General features: G+C 60.6%; 16 protein-coding genes. 6 read left to right on the top strand and 10 right to left on the bottom strand.

The annotated features are described in order from the left end of the window. Nucleotides 1–34 precede the first annotated feature (34 nt). Genes D1820_RS05035 through D1820_RS05025 form a run of 3 tightly spaced genes read left to right on the top strand, consistent with a single transcriptional unit; the run spans nt 35 to nt 1,468 of the window. The gene (locus tag D1820_RS05035; RefSeq protein WP_040169524.1) at nt 35–766 is read left to right on the top strand and encodes a heme ABC transporter permease; all 732 of its coding nucleotides are present in this window, start codon (nt 35–37) and stop codon (nt 764–766) included. Further along, entirely contained in the window at nt 766–936 is a 171-nt protein-coding gene (ccmD, locus tag D1820_RS05030; protein WP_040169641.1) for a heme exporter protein CcmD, read from the top strand. The genes D1820_RS05035 and ccmD overlap by 1 nt, the downstream gene beginning before the upstream one ends. Then, nucleotides 929–1,468 carry a DsbE family thiol:disulfide interchange protein gene (locus D1820_RS05025; protein WP_040178697.1) on the top strand — a complete coding sequence of 180 codons (540 nt, stop codon included), beginning with the start codon at nt 929–931 and terminating at the stop codon, nt 1,466–1,468. Before ccmD ends, D1820_RS05025 begins: the two co-directional genes overlap by 8 nt. 77 nt (nt 1,469–1,545) lie before the next feature. On the opposite strand, the gene D1820_RS05020 is transcribed toward D1820_RS05025, so the two are convergent. Then, entirely contained in the window at nt 1,546–1,845 is a 300-nt protein-coding gene (locus D1820_RS05020) for a putative quinol monooxygenase (RefSeq protein ID WP_096789288.1), read from the bottom strand. 274 nt (nt 1,846–2,119) lie between these two features. After that, the gene (gene acnA, locus D1820_RS05015) at nt 2,120–4,807 is read right to left on the bottom strand and encodes an aconitate hydratase AcnA (protein WP_096871517.1); all 2,688 of its coding nucleotides are present in this window, start codon (nt 4,805–4,807) and stop codon (nt 2,120–2,122) included. Between the two features lie 245 nt (nt 4,808–5,052). On the opposite strand from acnA, the gene D1820_RS05010 reads away from it, so the two are divergent. Continuing rightward, nucleotides 5,053–5,784: a thioredoxin family protein gene (locus D1820_RS05010; RefSeq protein WP_118068080.1), complete on the top strand. Its 732-nt coding sequence runs from the start codon at nt 5,053–5,055 to the stop codon at nt 5,782–5,784. Between the two features lie 14 nt (nt 5,785–5,798). Here D1820_RS05010 and D1820_RS05005 read toward each other — a convergent pair whose 3' ends face one another. The 5 genes from D1820_RS05005 to D1820_RS04985 form a co-directional block, all read right to left on the bottom strand. After that, nucleotides 5,799–6,734, bottom strand: a complete 936-nt coding sequence (locus D1820_RS05005; protein ID WP_118068079.1) for a lysophospholipid acyltransferase family protein — start codon at nt 6,732–6,734, stop codon at nt 5,799–5,801. Nucleotides 6,735–7,111: 377 nt separating this feature from the next. Continuing rightward, a complete protein-coding gene (locus D1820_RS05000) occupies nt 7,112–8,314 on the bottom strand; it encodes a flagellar motor switch protein FliG (protein WP_096871514.1) in 1,203 nt (400 codons plus the stop codon). A gap of 76 nt (nt 8,315–8,390) precedes the next feature. After that, a complete protein-coding gene (locus D1820_RS04995) occupies nt 8,391–8,996 on the bottom strand; it encodes a tetratricopeptide repeat protein (protein WP_118068078.1) in 606 nt (201 codons plus the stop codon). 188 nt (nt 8,997–9,184) lie between these two features. Further along, nucleotides 9,185–10,489, bottom strand: coding sequence for an adenylosuccinate lyase (purB, locus tag D1820_RS04990; RefSeq protein WP_040178692.1), 1,305 nt, complete (start codon nt 10,487–10,489; stop codon nt 9,185–9,187). Between the two features lie 278 nt (nt 10,490–10,767). Continuing rightward, a complete protein-coding gene (locus D1820_RS04985; RefSeq protein WP_118068077.1) occupies nt 10,768–12,024 on the bottom strand; it encodes a bifunctional alpha/beta hydrolase/OsmC family protein in 1,257 nt (418 codons plus the stop codon). A gap of 95 nt (nt 12,025–12,119) precedes the next feature. Here D1820_RS04985 and D1820_RS04980 point away from each other — a divergent pair, with 95 nt between their 5' ends. Beyond that, nucleotides 12,120–12,680 (top strand): NUDIX hydrolase, encoded by a 561-nt coding sequence (locus D1820_RS04980; protein WP_118068076.1) that lies wholly within the window; start codon nt 12,120–12,122, stop codon nt 12,678–12,680. A 77-nt stretch (nt 12,681–12,757) separates the two neighbouring features. Here D1820_RS04980 and dddP read toward each other — a convergent pair whose 3' ends face one another. Next, nucleotides 12,758–14,101, bottom strand: coding sequence for a dimethylsulfonioproprionate lyase DddP (dddP, locus tag D1820_RS04975; protein ID WP_118068075.1), 1,344 nt, complete (start codon nt 14,099–14,101; stop codon nt 12,758–12,760). Between the two features lie 187 nt (nt 14,102–14,288). On the opposite strand from dddP, the gene D1820_RS04970 reads away from it, so the two are divergent. Continuing rightward, nucleotides 14,289–15,053, top strand: coding sequence for a DUF3445 domain-containing protein (locus tag D1820_RS04970; protein WP_118068074.1), 765 nt, complete (start codon nt 14,289–14,291; stop codon nt 15,051–15,053). Nucleotides 15,054–15,069: 16 nt separating this feature from the next. On the opposite strand, the gene D1820_RS04965 is transcribed toward D1820_RS04970, so the two are convergent. Next, nucleotides 15,070–16,095 carry a hypothetical protein gene (locus D1820_RS04965; protein ID WP_118068073.1) on the bottom strand — a complete coding sequence of 342 codons (1,026 nt, stop codon included), beginning with the start codon at nt 16,093–16,095 and terminating at the stop codon, nt 15,070–15,072. A gap of 536 nt (nt 16,096–16,631) precedes the next feature. Next, nucleotides 16,632–18,038 carry a type I glutamate--ammonia ligase gene (gene glnA, locus D1820_RS04960; protein WP_118068072.1) on the bottom strand — a complete coding sequence of 469 codons (1,407 nt, stop codon included), beginning with the start codon at nt 18,036–18,038 and terminating at the stop codon, nt 16,632–16,634. Between the last annotated feature and the right edge of the window lie 19 nt (nt 18,039–18,057).

The following is an 18,057-nucleotide window of genomic DNA, read 5'->3' as shown; positions in this document are numbered from 1 at the left end:
TGAGATCCCTTCAAGCAAGAGCTAAATAGCCACTATGTCGATCTGGGAATACGCCAATCCAAAGAAGTTTCTGACCACGTCGGAACGGGTGATGCCTGCACTGTGGGTCTCAGCCGCTGTGCTGTGCACGGTCGGGCTGATCTGGGGGTTCTTTTTCACGCCTGATGACTACCGTCAGGGGTCTACCGTCAAAATCATCTTCCTGCATGTGCCCGCAGCACTGATTGCGATCAATGCTTGGTTCATGATGCTGGTCGCCTCGCTGATCTGGGTGGTACGTCGCCATCACGTGAGCGCGCTGGCGGCGAAGGCTGCGGCCCCCATCGGGGTGGTGATGACGCTGATTGCGCTGATCACCGGGGCGCTTTGGGGGCAGCCGATGTGGGGCACCTGGTGGGAATGGGATCCGCGGCTGACCTCCTTTCTGGTGCTGTTCCTGTTCTACCTTGGCTACATCGCCCTCTGGGAGGCGATTGAGGACCCAGATACTGCCGCTGATCTGACCTCCATCCTATGTCTGGTCGGCTCGGTCTTTGCGGTGCTCAGCCGCTATGCGGTCAACTTCTGGAACCAGGGGCTGCATCAAGGGGCCTCGCTGTCGCTGGACAAGGAGGAGAATGTGGCGGATGCGTTCTCCAACCCGCTGTATGTTTGTATGGTTGGCTTTGGTCTCTTGTTTCTGGCGCTGGTGCTCTATCGCACCGGCACAGAGATCCGCGCCCGTCGGATGCGCGCCCTGATGCTGCGGGAAAGGATGCAAGCATGATGCCGGATCTTGGAAAATATGCGGTTGAGGTACTGTCCTCTTATGCCGCTTCCCTGTTGCTATTGTTGGCGCTGCTGCTGATGACATTTGCTCGTGGCCGCCGCGTGCGGCGACAGATGCAGGAGATGGAGCAGCAGATGCAAAGCCAGGGAGGACCGCGCCGTGGCTAAGATCTCTCCTGTGATGGCGCTGCCCGTTCTGGTCTTTGGCAGTTTTGTTGCGCTGGCCTTTGCTGGCATGTTTCGCAACGATCCAGAAAGCCTGCCATCTGCGCGTGAAGGGCAATCGGCGCCGCCGGTTGTGCTGACCAGCTTTGCTGACGACCCCGGATTTGATGATGCGACCTTGCGTGACGGCACTGTAAAACTGGTGAATTTCTGGGCCAGCTGGTGCGGCCCCTGCCGGGTGGAACATCCGAGCCTTGACGCCTTGTCCGAGGAAGGGCTGGCGATCTATGGCGTCAACTACAAGGATCAAGAAGACAATGCGGTTGGGTTCCTTGAGGAGCTGGGCAACCCCTATCGTGCCATTGGCCGGGATGAGGCCGGCCGGATGGCGCTGGACTGGGGCGTCTATGGCGTGCCGGAAACCTATGTGATCGACGGTGAGGGGACCATTATCCTGCGCTTTGCCGGTCCCATTACGCAGCGGGTGATCGACACCACCCTGCGCCCGGCGCTGGAGCGTGCGGCGCAGAACTGATGCGGGCCCGCTGCTCCGCAAGGCAGGCGGCGGAAAATCGACCCAAGCGGGGCCATTTTTGGCTCCGCTTTTTGGTGTCAGCCAAGTGAATAGGTGCGGAAGATCTGCTCATCGTGGATCAGCTCGCCCAGGCGCTCAAAGTCGCCCCGTTCCGCACGCCAGGTCAGATAGGCGTTCTGGGCTTCGCTGCTTTCCCAGATCTGAAAAATCACCATCTCTTCGCGCTCTGGGGCCAGCAGCAGATGCGCCTCGATACAGCCGGGAAACGCGCGGGTTTCCGGCATCATGGCCTGGGTTGCTGCGACCAACTCCTCGAACAGGCTGGGCACTGCTTTTACGGTGACAACAATTGCTTCTTTTTCAGGGGTCTTGGTCACGGGCTGTCCGTTTGTGGTTGTTGTTCTGCCGGGGGTGGCAGTGTGTGTTGGTGGCGACTGTCGCAAAGAAAGGGTACGGCGGAGTGCCCACCATCAACATGAATGCTAGACCGCTGAACAGTGCGCCGTCCAGATGGAAGTTGACGTAAGGGAAATTGCCATTGCCGATGCTCTTTAAGCGGGTGCAGGGAGCGGGTCATTTAACGGGAACAAAAACGGGCACCGCAATGGCGCCCGTTTTCTGTGTTAGGGTCGCAGGAAACCTGCGCCGGTTTTACGATTTGGCGAGGTTGCGCAGCACGTAGTGCAGCACGCCACCGTGTTCGATATATTCAATTTCCGGCGCGGTATCGATGCGGCACTTCAGGGTGATGGTCTTGGTTGTGCCATCGCCATAGGTGATGTCGCAGGAGACCTCTTCCTGAGGTTTGATGGTATCCAGACCGTGGATCGAGACGGTTTCATCCCCGGTGAGGTTCAGCGATTTGCGGGTGTCGCCGCCGGTGAACTCAAACGGGATAACGCCCATGCCAACCAGGTTGGAGCGGTGGATCCGCTCAAAGCTCTCGGCGATGACAGCCTTGACGCCCAGCAGGGCTGTACCCTTGGCCGCCCAGTCGCGCGAGGAACCCGCGCCATACTGCTCACCACCGAAGACCACCAGCGGGATACCCTGTTCCTGATAGGCCATGGAAGCCTCGTAGACAGAGGTCTGCTGACCATCGGGGCCTTTGGTATAGCCACCTTCGACACCGTCCAGCATCTCGTTCTTGATGCGGATATTGGCAAAGGTGCCGCGCATCATGATCTCGTGGTTGCCACGACGCGAACCGTAGGAGTTGAACTCACGCGGTTGCACCTGACGGTCCAGCAGATACTGGCCAGCCGGGGTGGTGGTTGCAAAGGAACCTGCGGGCGAGATGTGGTCGGTGGTGACCATATCGCCAAGGATCAAGAGCGGTTTTGCGTCCTTGATGTTGGAGATGGTGCCCGGCTCAGAACCCATACCCTGGAAGTAGGGCGGGTTCTGGATGTAGGTGGAGGCTGCAGGCCAGTCGTAGGTTTCTGCATCGGTGGTTTCCACCGCCTGCCACTTCTCGTCACCTTTGAACACATCGGCATATTTCGACAGGAAGGCTTCGCGGGTCACGGTCGCTTCGACCAGATCTGCGATCTCCTTCTGGCTCGGCCAGATGTCTTTCAGGTAGACGTCATTGCCGTCCTTGTCCTGTGCGATCGGATCCGTCGCCAGATCAATATCCATGGTGCCCGCCAGCGCATAGGCGACAACCAGCGGCGGCGAGGCCAGGTAGTTGGCGCGCACATCAGGGCTGATGCGGCCTTCGAAGTTGCGGTTGCCGGACAGGACGGAAGTCGCGACCAGATCACCCTCGGCGATGGCGTCTGACAGCTCCTGCTGGATCGGGCCGGAGTTGCCGATACAGGTGGTGCAGCCATAGCCGACCAGGTTGAAGCCGACCTTATCCAGATCTTCCTGAAGGTTTGCGGCCTCTAGATAGGCGGAAACCACCTGCGAGCCGGGCGCAAGCGAGGTTTTGACCCAAGGTTTGCGATCCAGACCCAATGCTGCGGCCTTGCGCGCCACAAGGCCCGCACCGATCATCACGTAAGGGTTGGATGTGTTGGTGCAGGAGGTGATCGAGGCGATCACGACCTTGCCGCTTTCCATGGTGTAGTCTTCGCCTTTGACGGCGACTTCCTTGCCCATGGGACGCTTAAAGGTCTCTTCCATTTCCTTGCGGAACGCAGCCTTGGCGCCCGTCAGGGCAACATAGTCCTGCGGGCGTTTCGGGCCGGAGATCGCAGGCACGATGGTGCCCATGTCGAGGCTCAGCGTGTCGGTGTAGATCGGAGCATAATCCGCATCGCGCCAGAAGCCGTTTTCCTTGGCGTAGGCTTCGACCAGCGCGATACGATCTTCGTCGCGGCCGGTGTTGCGCAGGTAGCGGATGGTCTCATCATCAATCGGGAAGAAGCCACAGGTCGCACCATATTCGGGCGCCATGTTGGCGATGGTCGCACGATCCGCCAGCGGCAGCGTGTCCAGACCCTTGCCGTAGAATTCCACGAACTTGCCAACCACACCTTTGGCGCGCAGCATTTCCACAACCTTCAGCACGAGGTCGGTGCCGGTGGTGCCCTCGACCATGGCGCCGGTCAGCTCAAAGCCGATAACCTCAGGGATCAGCATGGAGATCGGCTGACCCAGCATCGCGGCCTCAGCTTCGATACCGCCTACACCCCAGCCGAGAACGGCAGCGCCGTTGACCATGGTGGTGTGGCTGTCGGTACCGACCAGCGTGTCAGGGTAGGCAACCATATCGCCGTTCTGATCCTCATCCGACCAGATGGTCTGGGCGAGATATTCCAGGTTCACCTGATGGCAGATGCCGGTGCCCGGAGGCACAACGCGGAAATTGTTGAACGCGCCCTGGCCCCATTTCAGGAACTGGTACCGCTCCATGTTGCGTTCGTATTCGCGGTCGACATTCATCTGGAACGCGCGCGGGTTGCCGAATTCGTCGATCATGACGGAGTGGTCGATGACCAGATCAACCGGGTTCAGCGGGTTGATCTTCTGGGCGTCGCCCCCCAGCGCCTTGATGCCGTCGCGCATGGCGGCGAGATCCACAACGGCGGGAACACCGGTGAAATCCTGCATCAGCACGCGGGCCGGACGATAGGCGATTTCGCGCGGGTTCTTGCCGCCGTTGGCGCCCCATTCGGCAAAGGCCTTGATGTCGTCAGTGGAGACGGAGAAGCCGCCATCCTCAAACCGCAGCATGTTTTCCAGCACCACTTTCAGGGCGGCGGGCAGTTTGGCAAAATCGCCAAGGCCGGCCTCGGTGGCTGCGGGGATCGAGTAATATGAGATCGACTTGCCACCCGCGCTCAGCTTGCGGCGCGTCTTGGCATTGTCCTGTCCGACGGTGATAGGCATGTTTGGCCTCCCTCTGGGATGTGAATACAGGGAATTCGCTACCGGCTATCTGCAACAGGTCGGGCGTGCATTCAATAGCTGAAACGCCGCAGGCTGCATTTTTGTATGCAATAGTACACAAAATTTGCACCAACGTCGCATTTCGCCTCAAATCGCCCTGCGCACGACGGTCTCAAGAATGATTGATTGGTCATTTCAGCCGGCCGCCGCTACATCGGTAGATCAGAGCAAAAAGGGTTCGTTGCATGAAATTTTTCGCATCGCTTGTCATGGCCGCGTGGATGGCGCTGCCAGTTGGGGCCGCCGCCCAGAGCGGTGGACCGGCCACGGATCTGGTGGTGGTGGAGCTGTTCACCTCGCAGGGCTGCTCCTCCTGTCCGCCAGCCGATGCGTTGTTACAGCAGCTGACAGCGCGGTCGGATGTGCTGCCCCTGGCGCTGCATGTGGATTATTGGGACTATATCGGCTGGAAAGATCAGTTCGCCCACCCGGCCCACACCCGCCGTCAGAAAGGCTACGCCCATGAAGGTGGCCGTCAGATGGTCTACACACCGCAGATGATCGTGAACGGTCAGGACGATGTGGTCGGTGCGAATGCCATGAAGCTGAGCGAGACCATCGCCGCGCATCAGGCACGCCCAACCCCGGTTGCGATCACCATCGACGGCACCCAAAGCGGCACGGGCGGGATCGCTGTAGAACTGCGCCGCGCCGATGTCGCACCGGTGCTGTCCGGTCCGATTTCGGTACAACTGGTGCGCTATGCGCCGCTGAAAACGGTCGATATCTCCCGTGGAGAATTGGCGGGCCGACGCCTGGATTATGCGAATGTGGTGGAGCAGATTGACCGCGTGGCGGACTGGGACGGGCAGGGCACATTGCAGCTGACGGTGACGCTGACCGATACGCGTCCGGCGGCATTGCTGGTTCAGCAAGCGCCCTATGGTGCCATCCTTGCCGCGGCGACACTCAACTAAGCGGCATCTTGGGGTCAGTCGGAGCTGGACCTTTGACCTGTCGGCGAGGATTTCGGGATCGGCACATAGGGTTTCCAGCGCCGATGAACCCAGAACCATTGCCCCATGTGCTGGCGCACCAGATCCTCCAGCCGTTTGCAGACGGTGGTTGTCATGGTGACCGGATCAGAGGGGGCAATCTCCTCCTGCACGATAATTTCAAAATCGAGGCCGTTGGGCTGGCGAATGGCATAGACCGGGATCATCGCGGCGTTGTATTTCAGCGCCAGTTCTGCCGGCACAATGGACGTCACGGCGGGTTCACCGAAGAAATCGATGTTGACCCCGCCATGGGCGTGCAGATCCGCGACAATCGCAATGATGCCGCCCTGTTTCAGGTGACGGACCATTTCCATCATGCCGCGTTTGCCCTGTTCGAACATCGGCTTGCCGGTTTTTTCAATTGCTTGAACGTAGTGGTCGTTGAAATAGGGGTTGGCCATCCGGCGATAGAGCGCCCCCATGGAAAAGCCGCGCCGGATCAGGTTGGCGCGGGCGGCGTCGTAATTGCCGAAATGGCCGGTGACCAGAATGACCGGTCGCCCCTCCGCGCGGGCGCGCTCCAGCGCGGGCAGGCCGGGGCCGGAAACCGGCGCCGCCCAGGCGCGCTCCAGAAACGGCTGTCCGGCATAGAGCTCGGCGACGACACGGCCGATATTGTCACTCACCTCATCGCAAAGCCGCGCGACATCCGCCTCCGGCAGCTCAGGACAGGTGAGCGCAAGATTATCACGGATCCGATTGTGAAACCCCACCAGAGGGGAAGCCTTGCGCATCACCCAGCCCATTGCCGGAATACGCTTTTCATAGGGGATCAGCCCAAGCGCCCCGATAAGACCACGCAGAGCCAGATTGCTGGCGTAGTAACTGGCGCGACGGCCTGGGGACAGGGTGGAGGGATCGACGGGCATGTCCGGAGGGCCTGCAATTGGAGAGACAATATCGCCGCGACCATAAACGGCAGCGCAGAGAGGCACAAGCAAGCCCGGCGGTGATCCGCAGTTGCGGGCCGCGCTCAGCGGAACTGCGTCCCTGACGGCGGCGGGGTATCAAGGCCACATGCCAGCGATGCCAAGTCTCAGCTACGGATCAGCAGACAAGGCGCGGGCCGGGGTGCTGATCCGTTGGCAGGGCGCCTTCGATCACTGCGGTATCCGTTGAGGTCCCGTCTCAGAGCGGTGGCGCAGATGGGCGTGGTCGGGCATCAGTTATCTCTAGGGCTGTCGACATATGTGTGCGACCGCAGGCAGGAAGGCACAGGCCAATGCGGAGACCTGATCGCGCGGGCTTACTCTTCTTCTTCATCCTCGGCTGAGCGAAGTTCGACCTCACCGGAGTTCACAAGCTCCCGCAGGGCGTTGACGATGGTGCTCATGGCGCCTTCTCCGACACTGCGCTTGACCTTGCCGCGCTCGCTCACCTCTTCGCGGATGTTGTTGGCCATGCGGCTGGACATATTGGCCAGCATGAATTCGCTGGTTTCGACATCTTCTTCGTCGGTGGCAAAGGCGATGGCCGTGACCAGATCCTGCTGCGCCAGAACACGGGCGATTTTTGGCACGTCCACCGGGCTTACCCGCTGGGCGATCAGCGCATAGGTGAAGATCGATTTGCGCACGTCGCCGGCAAATTCCTCGTCTTCTTCGTCCAGCGCGGTCAGCACCTCGTCGCGTTTGCCGGCGGCCGCCTGGGTCAGGATGGCGCCCATGCGCTGGCCCGGGGTCTCGTCAAAGGCGACCTCCGGCCGCGCCTCAATCTGCGCGGCGAGGGACAGGCCGATGCGATCGACGGTATCCGGGGTCACGGCGGCGGTCTGGCTGACGGCATAGGTGATGCGGCGGGCGACCGGGCCAGGCAGGTGGATCAGCATCTGCGCCGCCTTTGTGGTGTCCAGCTTCGATAGGAGAACGGCGGCGACCTCGGTGCTTTCGGCCTCTGCCAGCTCGGCGAGATCCTCTGGCGGCAGGGCGCGCAGACGCTCCCATGGGTCGCCAAACTGGCGCACGCCCGCTTCCTTGCGCAGGCGACTCGCGGTCTGGCGGCTGATCTTGCCCTCCATCGCGGAGAGCGCACCGGCCAGCCCGTTGGGAAAGGACAATCCGACATTGTCCAGCATTTCGGCAAATTCACCGGCCACCTCATGTAGGGTGTCGCGGTCGATCAGCCCCATGCGGCCCATCTGCTGTGTCAGTTCGATCTGAAGATCATCGGGCAGCGATTCCAGCGGAATATCGGCCCCTTCATTCAGCAGCAGGCGCACCACGATGGCGGCCTTCGCCTTGCCGCTGAGTTTGGATTTGGCAGCAGGTAGACCGCCGCCACCCATGGCAGGCATATCCAGCGCGCCACCACCCATGCCGCCCATGCCCAAGTCACCACCGCCGAAATCGCCGCCCAGATCCATACCGCCGAGCGGAGCCGGGGCGGAAAAATCACCCAAATCATCTGAGGAGGCCGCCATGGGAAGCGCCAAAGCATTTTCATTCTGCATTTATGAGCCCTAGCCAAAAAGATTCTCTTTCTGTTGTCTCCAATCTAGGGGCAAAGCAGTAAATAAATGCTGAAAATCAGTAGCTTTGCGTCTGTCCGGACAAAAGAGCGTCCCGCAGGGAGACTTCGGCCCAGCTGTCGCTGCCTCCGGTGGCGCGGATGATCTTCCACTGTTCCAGCGCAAGCCCGTATTTTCCTTCGGTTACAAACCCTTGACCCATGTAGGAGCGCGCAAGGTGGTTCTGCGGATCCTGCGCGATGGCCTGAGTGTAATAGGACATCGCCTGATCGGGATAGCCCTGCTTACGATAGGTAAAGCCCCAATAGGTCAGCACCCGGCTATCCGTTTGGTCAGGCATCGCGGCCAGTACCGCCTGCGCGTCGCTGTAGCGCCCGGCATAGGCGAGTTCGCGCACCGCATCATACATCTCATCCGGGTCCAGGGAGGATTGCTCTGGTGCAACGCAACGCTGTTTCTGATCGTCCCAGACCTTCGCGCCCTTGCAGGTTTTGGTGGTGTTGGTCGGTTTTGGCGCCGCGCTGTCACCGCTTCCGGCGGCAAATGCGCCGCTGGCAAATGCCGCAGAGAGCACCAGCGCGGTTAGGGTCGCGCAGCTGGCGCGCATCGCAGATGCAGGCAGAGAGCGGGCATGGGGGGCATTATGTGTCAGCATGGCAGGCATCAGTTTGTCCTTTTGTCGCGCGCGCCGCAGCTCTGCGGCCTTTTGGATCGCTCCACCTTAGACGGTTGGCCGCAACCGCGCGATAACAAGACGGTGAGACGTGATCCCAGCACTGTATGACTATAGAAAAAGGGCCGCCCTGTCGCTGACAGAACGGCCCCTTGTTGTGGTTGCTGGTGAACTCCGGCTTAGGCGCCAAACACCCGCTTGAAGATCGTGTCGACATGTTTGGTATGATACCCCATGTCGAATTTCTCGTTGATCGCCTCTTCGCCGAGGGCGGCAACCACATCAGCATCCGCCAGCAGCAATTCGCGGAAATCAACGCGATCTTCCCAGACTTTGAGGGCGTTGCGCTGCACCATGGCGTAAGCATCTTCGCGGCTGACACCCGCTTGCGTCAGCGCCAGAAGTACCCGCTGCGACATCACCAGGCCGGGGAATTTATTCATATTGTCCAGCATGTTCTCCGGGAAGACCAGCATCTTGTCGATGACGCCAGCCAGACGGTTCAGCGCAAAGTCCAGGGTCACGGTGGCGTCGGGGCCGATGCCGCGCTCAACGGAGGAGTGCGAGATATCGCGCTCATGCCAGAGAGCCACGTTTTCCATCGCCGGGATCACCGCCATACGCACCAGACGTGCGAGACCGGTGAGGTTTTCCGTCAGAACCGGGTTCTTCTTATGCGGCATCGCGGAGGAGCCTTTCTGCCCCATGGAGAAGAATTCCGCCCCCTCCAGCACTTCGGTGCGCTGCATGTGGCGGATTTCTACCGCGATGTTTTCGATCGAGGAGGCAATCACCCCCAGCGTGGCAAAGAACATCGCGTGACGATCACGCGGGATCACCTGTGTCGAGATCGGTTCGGGGCTCAGGCCGAGCTGCTCACAGACGTGTTCTTCAACGCGAGGGTCGATATTGGCAAAGGTGCCAACCGCGCCGGAAATCGCGCCAGTGGCGACTTCGCTGCGCGCGTTCTGCAGGCGCTGTTTGTTGCGGTCCATCTCGGCGTAGAAACGGGCAAAGGTCAGACCCATGGTGGTCGGCTCGGCGTGGATGCCGTGAGAGCGGCCAACACGCACGGTGTCCTTATGTTCCAGCGCGCGTTTTTTCAGCGCGGCCAGTACCTTGTCCATGCCACCCAGAAGAATATCGGCGGCGCGCACCAGCTGCACATTGAGGCAGGTGTCCAGCACGTCAGAGGATGTCATGCCCTGATGCACAAAACGCGCTTCTTCAGAACCGACGTGTTCGGCAAGGTGGGTGAGGAAGGCGATGACGTCATGTTTGGTGACGGCTTCGATTTCGTCGATGCGGGCGACGTCGAATTCGACATCCTTGGCTTTCCAAACCGCGTCGGCGTTTTCGCGCGGGATCACGCCAAGGTTGGCCATGGCTTCGCAGGCGTGTGCCTCGATCTCGTACCAGATCTTGAATTTGGTTTCCGGCGACCAGATGGCAACCATTTCAGGACGGGAATAGCGGGGGATCATGGGCAGCAGCACCTTTTCATAGCAGGGCAGAAGGGAAGCGGATGATGCCGCGGGTCTTAGAGCAGCGCGCCCTACAGGGCAAGGGCAGGGGCGCGCGCCGCGACAGAAAGCCCGCAAAAACAGGTCTCTTATGGTGGGAAGGATGATGTTCGGTCTGCCTAGGCCACGAGACTGCCCATAGCCTGCCGATAATTGGGTCGCGCGTCAGTCACGGTCGAAGCCCCCTATTTGCAAGGGGGCTCGTGGTGATTTCATCGGGCCGGGGCACGGCGCACCGGTCAGAACGGCAGATGCGCGGGATCTACATCTGCCTCGCTCTCGGGCTCATCCAATCGGGTGGTGACCTTGGCGCCATGTTCCAGCGTGCGATGCACCGGGCAGCGGTCGGCGATCTCCAGCAGTTTGGCACGTTGATCCTGGGTCAGATTGCCGCTGAGGTAGATCACACGGGTGAACTGGTCGATTTGCGCGGGACCGGAGGGCAGCGCGTCCTGTGCGTGAACCTTGTCATGGCAGACATCGACGCTGACGCCTTCCAAGGGCCAACCCTTACGGCGGGCATACATGCGGATGGTCATGGAGGTGCAGGCACCCAGCCCCGCCGAGATAAACCCATAAGGCGTCATGCCGCGATTGCTGCCGCCATAGGCCAGTGGCTCATCCGCGTAGGTGTGATGGCGCGGGCCGGACTGGATATCCTGCAGGAACCCATTGGGATCAGCTTCGGTGACGCGCAACACACCCTCAGGCGCGCCGGGGGGCGGTGCCGGGGGGGACAGATCGATATAGCGCCCGGCCCAGGCGGCAATGACATCAGCGGCATATTCCGCATCACGGGGCCGCGTGATCAGATGATCGGCATCATCTAGGGTAATGAAGCTCTTGGGGTGTTTCGCGGCAACAAAGATATCGGCGGCATTGTCGATGCTGACCGTGGCATCCAGAGGGGCGTGCATCACCAGCAGGGCGGCATCCAGACCGGCAAGGGCGCTGGTCAGCGCCTCGGCGCGGATGTCATCGACAAATTGCTTGCGGATCAGGAACGGGCGGTCAGCCAGACAGACCTCCGCCGCGCCTTCGGCCTCAATGACCTCCAGCGCATCTCCAAACTGATGCGCCACATGGGACGGGTCAGAGGGCGCGCCCAGCGTGACAACACCGCGCACCGATGGCAGCCCGGCCCGCGCCCGCAGCACCGCAGCGCCGCCCAGCGAATGACCGATCAGCAATGATGGCGCCAGCCCGCGCCCGGCCAGATACTGTCCCGCCGCCACCAGATCGGCGACATTGGAGCTGAAGTTGGTATTGGAAAATTCACCATCGGAATGGCCAAGACCGGTGAAATCAAACCGCAACACGGCGATGCCCATCGCCGCCAGACGGGCTGAGATACGCCGTGCGGCGGGGATGTCCTTGGAACAGGTAAAACAATGGGCAAAAAGTGCTGTGGACAGGATCGGCCCTTCGGGCAGGTCCAGCCGCGCAGCCAGCTGGTCACCGGAGTGGCCGGAAAAAGAAATGCGTTCGGTGGGCATCAGGCTCGCCTTTATCTGGGGGTCACCCTAAGGTGCGGCGACAGGCGGGCGGGCACAAGGCATCCGCCGCCCACGTCACGGGAAGGTGAGGGATATTGACAACAGACCGTTTGGCCGAGGCCTGCGCAGGCATCGGAGGTTTCGCGCCGCAGGATGCGCGTGACCAGCAGATGTGGCAGCGCCTGACCGCGTTTTGCGCGCGCGAACCAAAGGCGTTTGAACGAGATCCAACGACCGGCCATGTGACGGGATCGGCCTTTGTCCTGTCACCCGATCTGTCAGCGGTGCTCCTGACCCATCACGCCAAACTGGACCGTTGGCTGCAACTGGGGGGACATTGCGACGGCATCGCCGACGCCCGGTTTACCGCCCAGAAAGAAGCCTATGAAGAAAGCGGTCTGGCCCGGATTAGCCTGCTGTCCGATCAGGTGTTTGACATTGATATCCACGAAATACCCGCCAACAGCCGCGAGGCGGCGCATCTGCACTATGATGTGCGCTACGTGTTTCGTGCTGAAGCAGGCGATATCCATGCCAGCGCGGAGTCCAAGGCACTCGCCTGGGTGCCGTTGGCAGAGCTGGCGCAGTATAGTCAGGCGGATAGTGTGCTGATCTTGCAGGAAAAACTGGCCCGGTTGCACAGCGCAGGCTGCTAAGCGCCCCACAGGATCAGCGGCCGTTCGCCAGGTGGGGCACTACGGCGGTTTTGTCGCCACTCATTGCGGCGGCGGCATCACGGCTTTCCCATCAGCGCGGGATCAAACGGGTAGGTGGTGAGATTCTCATATCCGTCCTCGGTGATCAGCACCTGATCCTCCAGCTTGATCGAGAAATCACCACCTTCCGGGGAGACCAGCGCCTCAACACAGAGCACCATGCCCGGCTCCAGCTCGTAATCAAAGGCACCCTCGACCATGGCATCCGGGTAGGCCACCAGCGGCCATTCATCGCAAAGTCCGACGCCGTGCATCATGCAGCCGTATTTCTGTTTCTGGAACTGCGCATCCAGAGGGTGGCAGTGGCGCGACAGCTCCTGCAGGTTCACGCCGGGTTTCAGCATCTCCATATTGCTCTGGATATGCTCAACCCCGTGCTGCATGGCATAGACCATATCTGCGGGCGGGGCCCGGTCGCCAATCCACCAGCTGCGCGAGATGTCGATGCAGATCCCGTAGGAGCCGACCAGATCGGTGTCAAAGCTGACGATTTCATTGTTCTGGATGATCCGCCCGCCGCATTCCTGAAACCACGGATTGGTGCGCGGGCCTGAAGTCAGCAGGCGGGTTTCGATCCACTCACCACCGCGGCGGATGTTTTCGGCATGCAGCACGGCCCAGACGTCATCTTCGCTGATGCCACTGCGGGGTATGGCGCTGCGGGCATAGCGCTCCATCTCGGCGACGGCGGTTTCACAGGCGTGATTGGCGCAGCGCATGGCGAGGATTTCATCCGGGCCTTTTACCGCGCGACATTTCTCGGTCAACTCCTCGCCGGGGAAGACCTCAAGCCCCTGCGCCTCAAGCGCGCGCAGCCCGTGCAGCATGATCTTGTCCACCGCAAGACGCGTGTTGCCGCCGCTATGCTCCGCCAGCAGTGTGCGCACTTCATTGGCGAAGGCGTCCGCCGCCACATCCACCTTATCGCCCCGGTCAAAGTAAAACAGATCGGCCCCGGCCCGCTGTTCGCGCACCAGAGGGTTGAATTCACTAAGAAACGGCGCCTGTTTGTAGTCCCACATCACCATATAACCATCGGCGCAGATCAGCAGCGCGCGAAACGGGTTGTGGGTGTTCCACAGCTGCATATTGGTGGAATCCGTCGCGTAGCGGATGTTCATCGGATCAAACACCAACAGTCCGGCATAATCGCGATCGTTGATGAACCGGGTGAGCCGCTCCCAGCGATAGCGCCGCATGGCCTGAAGATCGGGCAGTTGAAGACCCGCAGCCGCCCATTCGCCGAAGGCCAGCCGGGTCGGCCCAATTTCGACCCGGTCCTGATCATTGGGGGTGTTGTCGCCAAGGGTGGCACCGCGCGTGGGGTCGATCTTGCGGGTGTCGCGGTAATGCTCGTTCATCTCTGGCTCCGTACTCGACATCGTCTTGAATTGGCCGCTGGACATCTCTGTCCAATGTGACCCGTGCCGCGAAGATGAGTCGCCACCAAATGCGACCGCGCAAACGGTCGTTTTCAGACAGATTTGAATGGGTCAGCCTGTCTCACGTTGCGGGTGGCGCTGCGCGTCTGGCTTGCTACAACATGTCATGACCAAGATTCTGCAAACCCGCCTGCCGTATAATCCGCTGGAAGAGCGCAAGCTGCCCGGTATTCAGCCCTTGGCGCCGCAGGACTGGTTGAACTTTGATGAGGCGTGCGCGGGCCAGATGGCGGAGCGGGAGCGGCTGTTGCAGCAGTGCCGTACGCAGGTCCTGTATTGCGCGCCCGAGGCCATGCCAGCGGCCTCTGAGCTGTTGGACGCGGTTTTGGCACAGCTCTACCCGGATACGGCCCGGACCCACGTGGTCCGCCCCGATGGGGTCGAGGTGGCATTGGATTGGGAAGATCCGCTGGGCACGCTTGGCCGGATTGCCCAGCAGGATTTCTGCATTTTGGAAAAACCGGAGGGCGCGCAAGAGCATGTGTTGACCGGCGCGATCCTGTGCTTTCCCGCAAATTGGACGCTGGCGGAGAAAGCAGGGCGGCCACTGATTGCCATTCACGCGCCGGTCGACAGCTATGATTCTGGCATTGCTGCGCGGGTGCAGCGGCTGTTTGACGGGGTGCAGGTGGGGCGGCCGATGTGGCGGTTCAATGCGCTGTGGTACGCCGATGCGACGCTGCACCAGCCGCGCCGCGCCAGTGGCGATCGCCCGCGTCCCGGCGTCGAAACGGCGGGCTATATGCGCAGTGAGCGGCAGACGATCCTGCGCCTGCCGCAGAGCCGCGCCGTTGTGTTCAGCATCCACACCAGTGTCGTGACCCGTACGGATGTGATGGCCCAGTGGGGGGCACCGGCAGCCTCGCGCTGAGTGAAGACCGGGAGGTCTAAAAGGCGATGGCAGCCGAGCTTTGCAGCGCAAGAAGGGCCGTCGCGCCGCAGACGATGTGAAGATGGCCACGCAGCTGCGGGCTGCGCAGGAGATGGCTGGTGGTTGCGATCATCCGCTGCGGCATGGCCGCCAGAAGACCGCCCAACCGGGCAACGGCGGCACCGCTGCCGCGGGACTGTGTCATAACCGCTTTGGCGCGGGCCCGGGCCCGATTGCGCGCCTCGACAGCATGGCGCCCGGTGGCGCGGGTGTCCGGGGACTGCAACATTGCGGCATAATGTTCTTCCAGCTGCGCAACCGTTACCTCGACCGGCTCAAAACAGGCGCGTCCCCGCAGGCGCCCATTTGCAACAGGCTTGGCGCCGGTGGCAAGCTGCGGCGAAGGCGGCGGCGTATCAAGGGCGGCATCAATCGGTGTCGCAACAGGGGCGTCCGCTTCGTGTGTCGTCTGCGGGCTGAGCGGGGCGCTCGACTTGGCGGCTTGGCTGTCGGCGATATCCGCGGCGATTTCGGTCACAGGAGAAATGTCCAGCGTGGCGTGGTCTGCAACAGCCTCCGCGTGGGTTTCCACCTGCGTTTCCGCGTCTTCAAATACCCCAAGGAAAGCGTCACGGGTCAGGGTGAAGGGCACATGCAGCCAGTCCACCGTCGCCACATCCAGATCCTCGGCCAGGCGGCGCAGGATCATCGCCAGCAACATCTCGCTCAGCTCCACATCGCAGTGGTCCGGGTGGTTTGGGGTCAGCGTCACGCCAAGCGAACTGCGCAGCGGTGTCTCGGTGCTGTCAGTACCAGCCGCACTGGCCTGCGTTGGTTTGATCGGATGGCGACGGTAGCGCAGTTCAACCCGGTAGTGATCACAATCAAGGCGGATCAGATTGGGGTTTCGCGATTGGAACTGGCGCACGCTGTGGCCGTATTCTTCCAATGTATCGACCACAGCAGTCGAGCCGCTGGACAGCGCATCTGGGTCTCGAATTTCAAAACCCAGCTTGCCTTTATACTGATCTACCTGTGTCACCGTCAGGGTCCTCCGCTCAGGTGCTTCAGCAATTAAGTTAAAATTTGAAATGGCAGAAAGTGAGGCGGTGACAGCTGAGAGGTAAAAAATTCCTTTCCAATTTGACGATTGTATTGTGATTGATTTAACCATTTGAAAATTAACAGTAAAATAATAATCCGCCCTAAGCGCCTCTTTGAATTTGGGCAAGAACTGGGCAGCTGACGGCCATATTGATGCCGTAGCCCTTACAAATTGGGCGTGAGGCTAACAGTGTTTCCGATTGAGTGACGCGAGGTCAACCTTGAGGGCTTGCGTGGAACGATCAGGCTGCGCCGGGGAAGGGGGGGGCAGTGTTGAGAATATGAAATCCAGAGCGCGCGACAGCCCGGTCGGTAGTCAAAGCGTCAACCAAAGGCAGTGCCCCAGGCGGTCGGGGTGCATCTGTCAGACAAGGTTTGGCCGGGGGCTGGGGTTTGCAAAAGGCGTGGGGCTCTGCAAACGAAAAAGGCGCCCCCAAGTGATGGGAGCGCCCAGTAAATCTGCGTGATCGGGGATCAGCAGCTGTAGTACATGCCGTATTCCACCGGATGCGGCGTGTGTTCGTAGGTTTCCACCTCTTCCATCTTGAGGGCGATGTAGCCTTCGATCTGGTCTTTGGTGAACACGTCGCCCTGCAGCAGGAAGTCGTGATCGCCTGCCAGCGATTCCAGCGCTTCGCGCAGGGAGCCGCAGACGGTGGGGATATCGGCCAGCTCTTCTGCGGGCAGATCATAGAGGTTCTTATCCATGGCTTCGCCCGGATCGATCTTGTTCTTGATGCCGTCCAGACCGGCCATCAGCAGTGCGGCAAAGCACAGGTAGGGGTTCGCGGCCGGATCGGGGAAACGGGCTTCAACGCGCTTGGCTTTCGGGCTTTCGGTCCATGGGATCCGCACGCAGCCAGAGCGGTTGCGGGCCGAATAGGCGCGCAGAACCGGGGCCTCAAAGCCGGGGATCAGGCGCTTGTAGGAGTTGGTCGAGGGGTTGGTGAACGCGTTGAGCGTCTTGGCGTGCTTCAGGATACCACCAATGAAATACAGCGCTTCATTGGAGAGATCTGCGTATTTGTCGCCTGCAAAGAGCGGCTTGCCGTCTTTCCAGATCGACATGTTCACATGCATGCCGGTGCCGTTATCACCGTAGATCGGCTTCGGCATGAAGGTTGCCGATTTGCCATAGGCGTGGGCCACATTGTGGATCACATATTTGTATTTCTGCAGCTCATCAGCCTGTTTGGTCAGGCTGTCAAAGATCAGACCCAGTTCGTGCTGGCAGGAGGCCACCTCGTGGTGGTGCTTGTCGACCTTCATGCCCAGACGCTTCATGGTGGACAGCATCTCGGAGCGCAGATCTTGGGCTTCGTCGATGGGGTTCACCGGGAAGTAGCCGCCCTTGAGACCGGGGCGATGGCCCATGTTGCCCATCTCATATTCAGTGTCGGTGTTCCAGGAGGCGTCGGTTGCGTCGACCTCAAAGGACACTTTGTTGATGGTGTTGGAGAAGCGCACATCATCAAACAGGAAGAATTCCGCCTCGGGGCCCATATAGGCGACGTCACCGATGCCGGAGGACTTCAGATAGGCCTCTGCCTTTTGCGCGGTGCCGCGCGGGTCACGCGGGTAGGCTTCGCCGGTGTCGGGTTCAACCACGGAGCAATGGATGCAGAGGGTCTTTTCGGCATAAAACGGATCGATATAGGCGGAGCTGGTGTCGAGGATCAGCTTCATGTCGGAGTTTTCGATCGACTTCCAACCTGCGATGGAGGAACCGTCGAACATGAAGCCTTCTTCGATAAAGTCTTCGTCCACCAGGTCGACATCAACGGTCACGTGCTGGAGCTTGCCCCGCACATCAGTGAAACGGATGTCGACATAGGCGATGTCTTCGTCCTTGATCATCTTCAGAACTGCGTCTGCGCTCATTTCCAATGGTCCTTCTGAT

Source organism: Phaeobacter sp. LSS9 (assembly GCF_003443595.1).
Lineage (GTDB): Bacteria > Pseudomonadota > Alphaproteobacteria > Rhodobacterales > Rhodobacteraceae > Phaeobacter > Phaeobacter piscinae.
Note: the sequence above shows the minus strand (reverse complement) of the source record. Positions and strands in the feature narration are given on the sequence as shown.

What these genes read in the sequence shown, in the direction of transcription:
- D1820_RS05005 (WP_118068079.1), bottom strand. Translation starts at nt 6,734, where the DNA reads ATGCCCGTCGATCCCTCCACCCTGTCCCCAGGCCGTCGCGCCAGTTAC.
- D1820_RS04970 (WP_118068074.1), top strand. Translation starts at nt 14,289, where the DNA reads ATGACCAAGATTCTGCAAACCCGCCTGCCGTATAATCCGCTGGAAGAG.
- ccmD (WP_040169641.1), top strand. Translation starts at nt 766, where the DNA reads ATGCCGGATCTTGGAAAATATGCGGTTGAGGTACTGTCCTCTTATGCC.
- purB (WP_040178692.1), bottom strand. Translation starts at nt 10,489, where the DNA reads ATGATCCCCCGCTATTCCCGTCCTGAAATGGTTGCCATCTGGTCGCCG.
- dddP (WP_118068075.1), bottom strand. Translation starts at nt 14,101, where the DNA reads ATGAACGAGCATTACCGCGACACCCGCAAGATCGACCCCACGCGCGGT.
- D1820_RS05035 (WP_040169524.1), top strand. Translation starts at nt 35, where the DNA reads ATGTCGATCTGGGAATACGCCAATCCAAAGAAGTTTCTGACCACGTCG.
- D1820_RS05010 (WP_118068080.1), top strand. Translation starts at nt 5,053, where the DNA reads ATGAAATTTTTCGCATCGCTTGTCATGGCCGCGTGGATGGCGCTGCCA.
- glnA (WP_118068072.1), bottom strand. Translation starts at nt 18,038, where the DNA reads ATGAGCGCAGACGCAGTTCTGAAGATGATCAAGGACGAAGACATCGCC.
- D1820_RS05000 (WP_096871514.1), bottom strand. Translation starts at nt 8,314, where the DNA reads ATGCAGAATGAAAATGCTTTGGCGCTTCCCATGGCGGCCTCCTCAGAT.
- D1820_RS04995 (WP_118068078.1), bottom strand. Translation starts at nt 8,996, where the DNA reads ATGCCTGCCATGCTGACACATAATGCCCCCCATGCCCGCTCTCTGCCT.
- acnA (WP_096871517.1), bottom strand. Translation starts at nt 4,807, where the DNA reads ATGCCTATCACCGTCGGACAGGACAATGCCAAGACGCGCCGCAAGCTG.
- D1820_RS04985 (WP_118068077.1), bottom strand. Translation starts at nt 12,024, where the DNA reads ATGCCCACCGAACGCATTTCTTTTTCCGGCCACTCCGGTGACCAGCTG.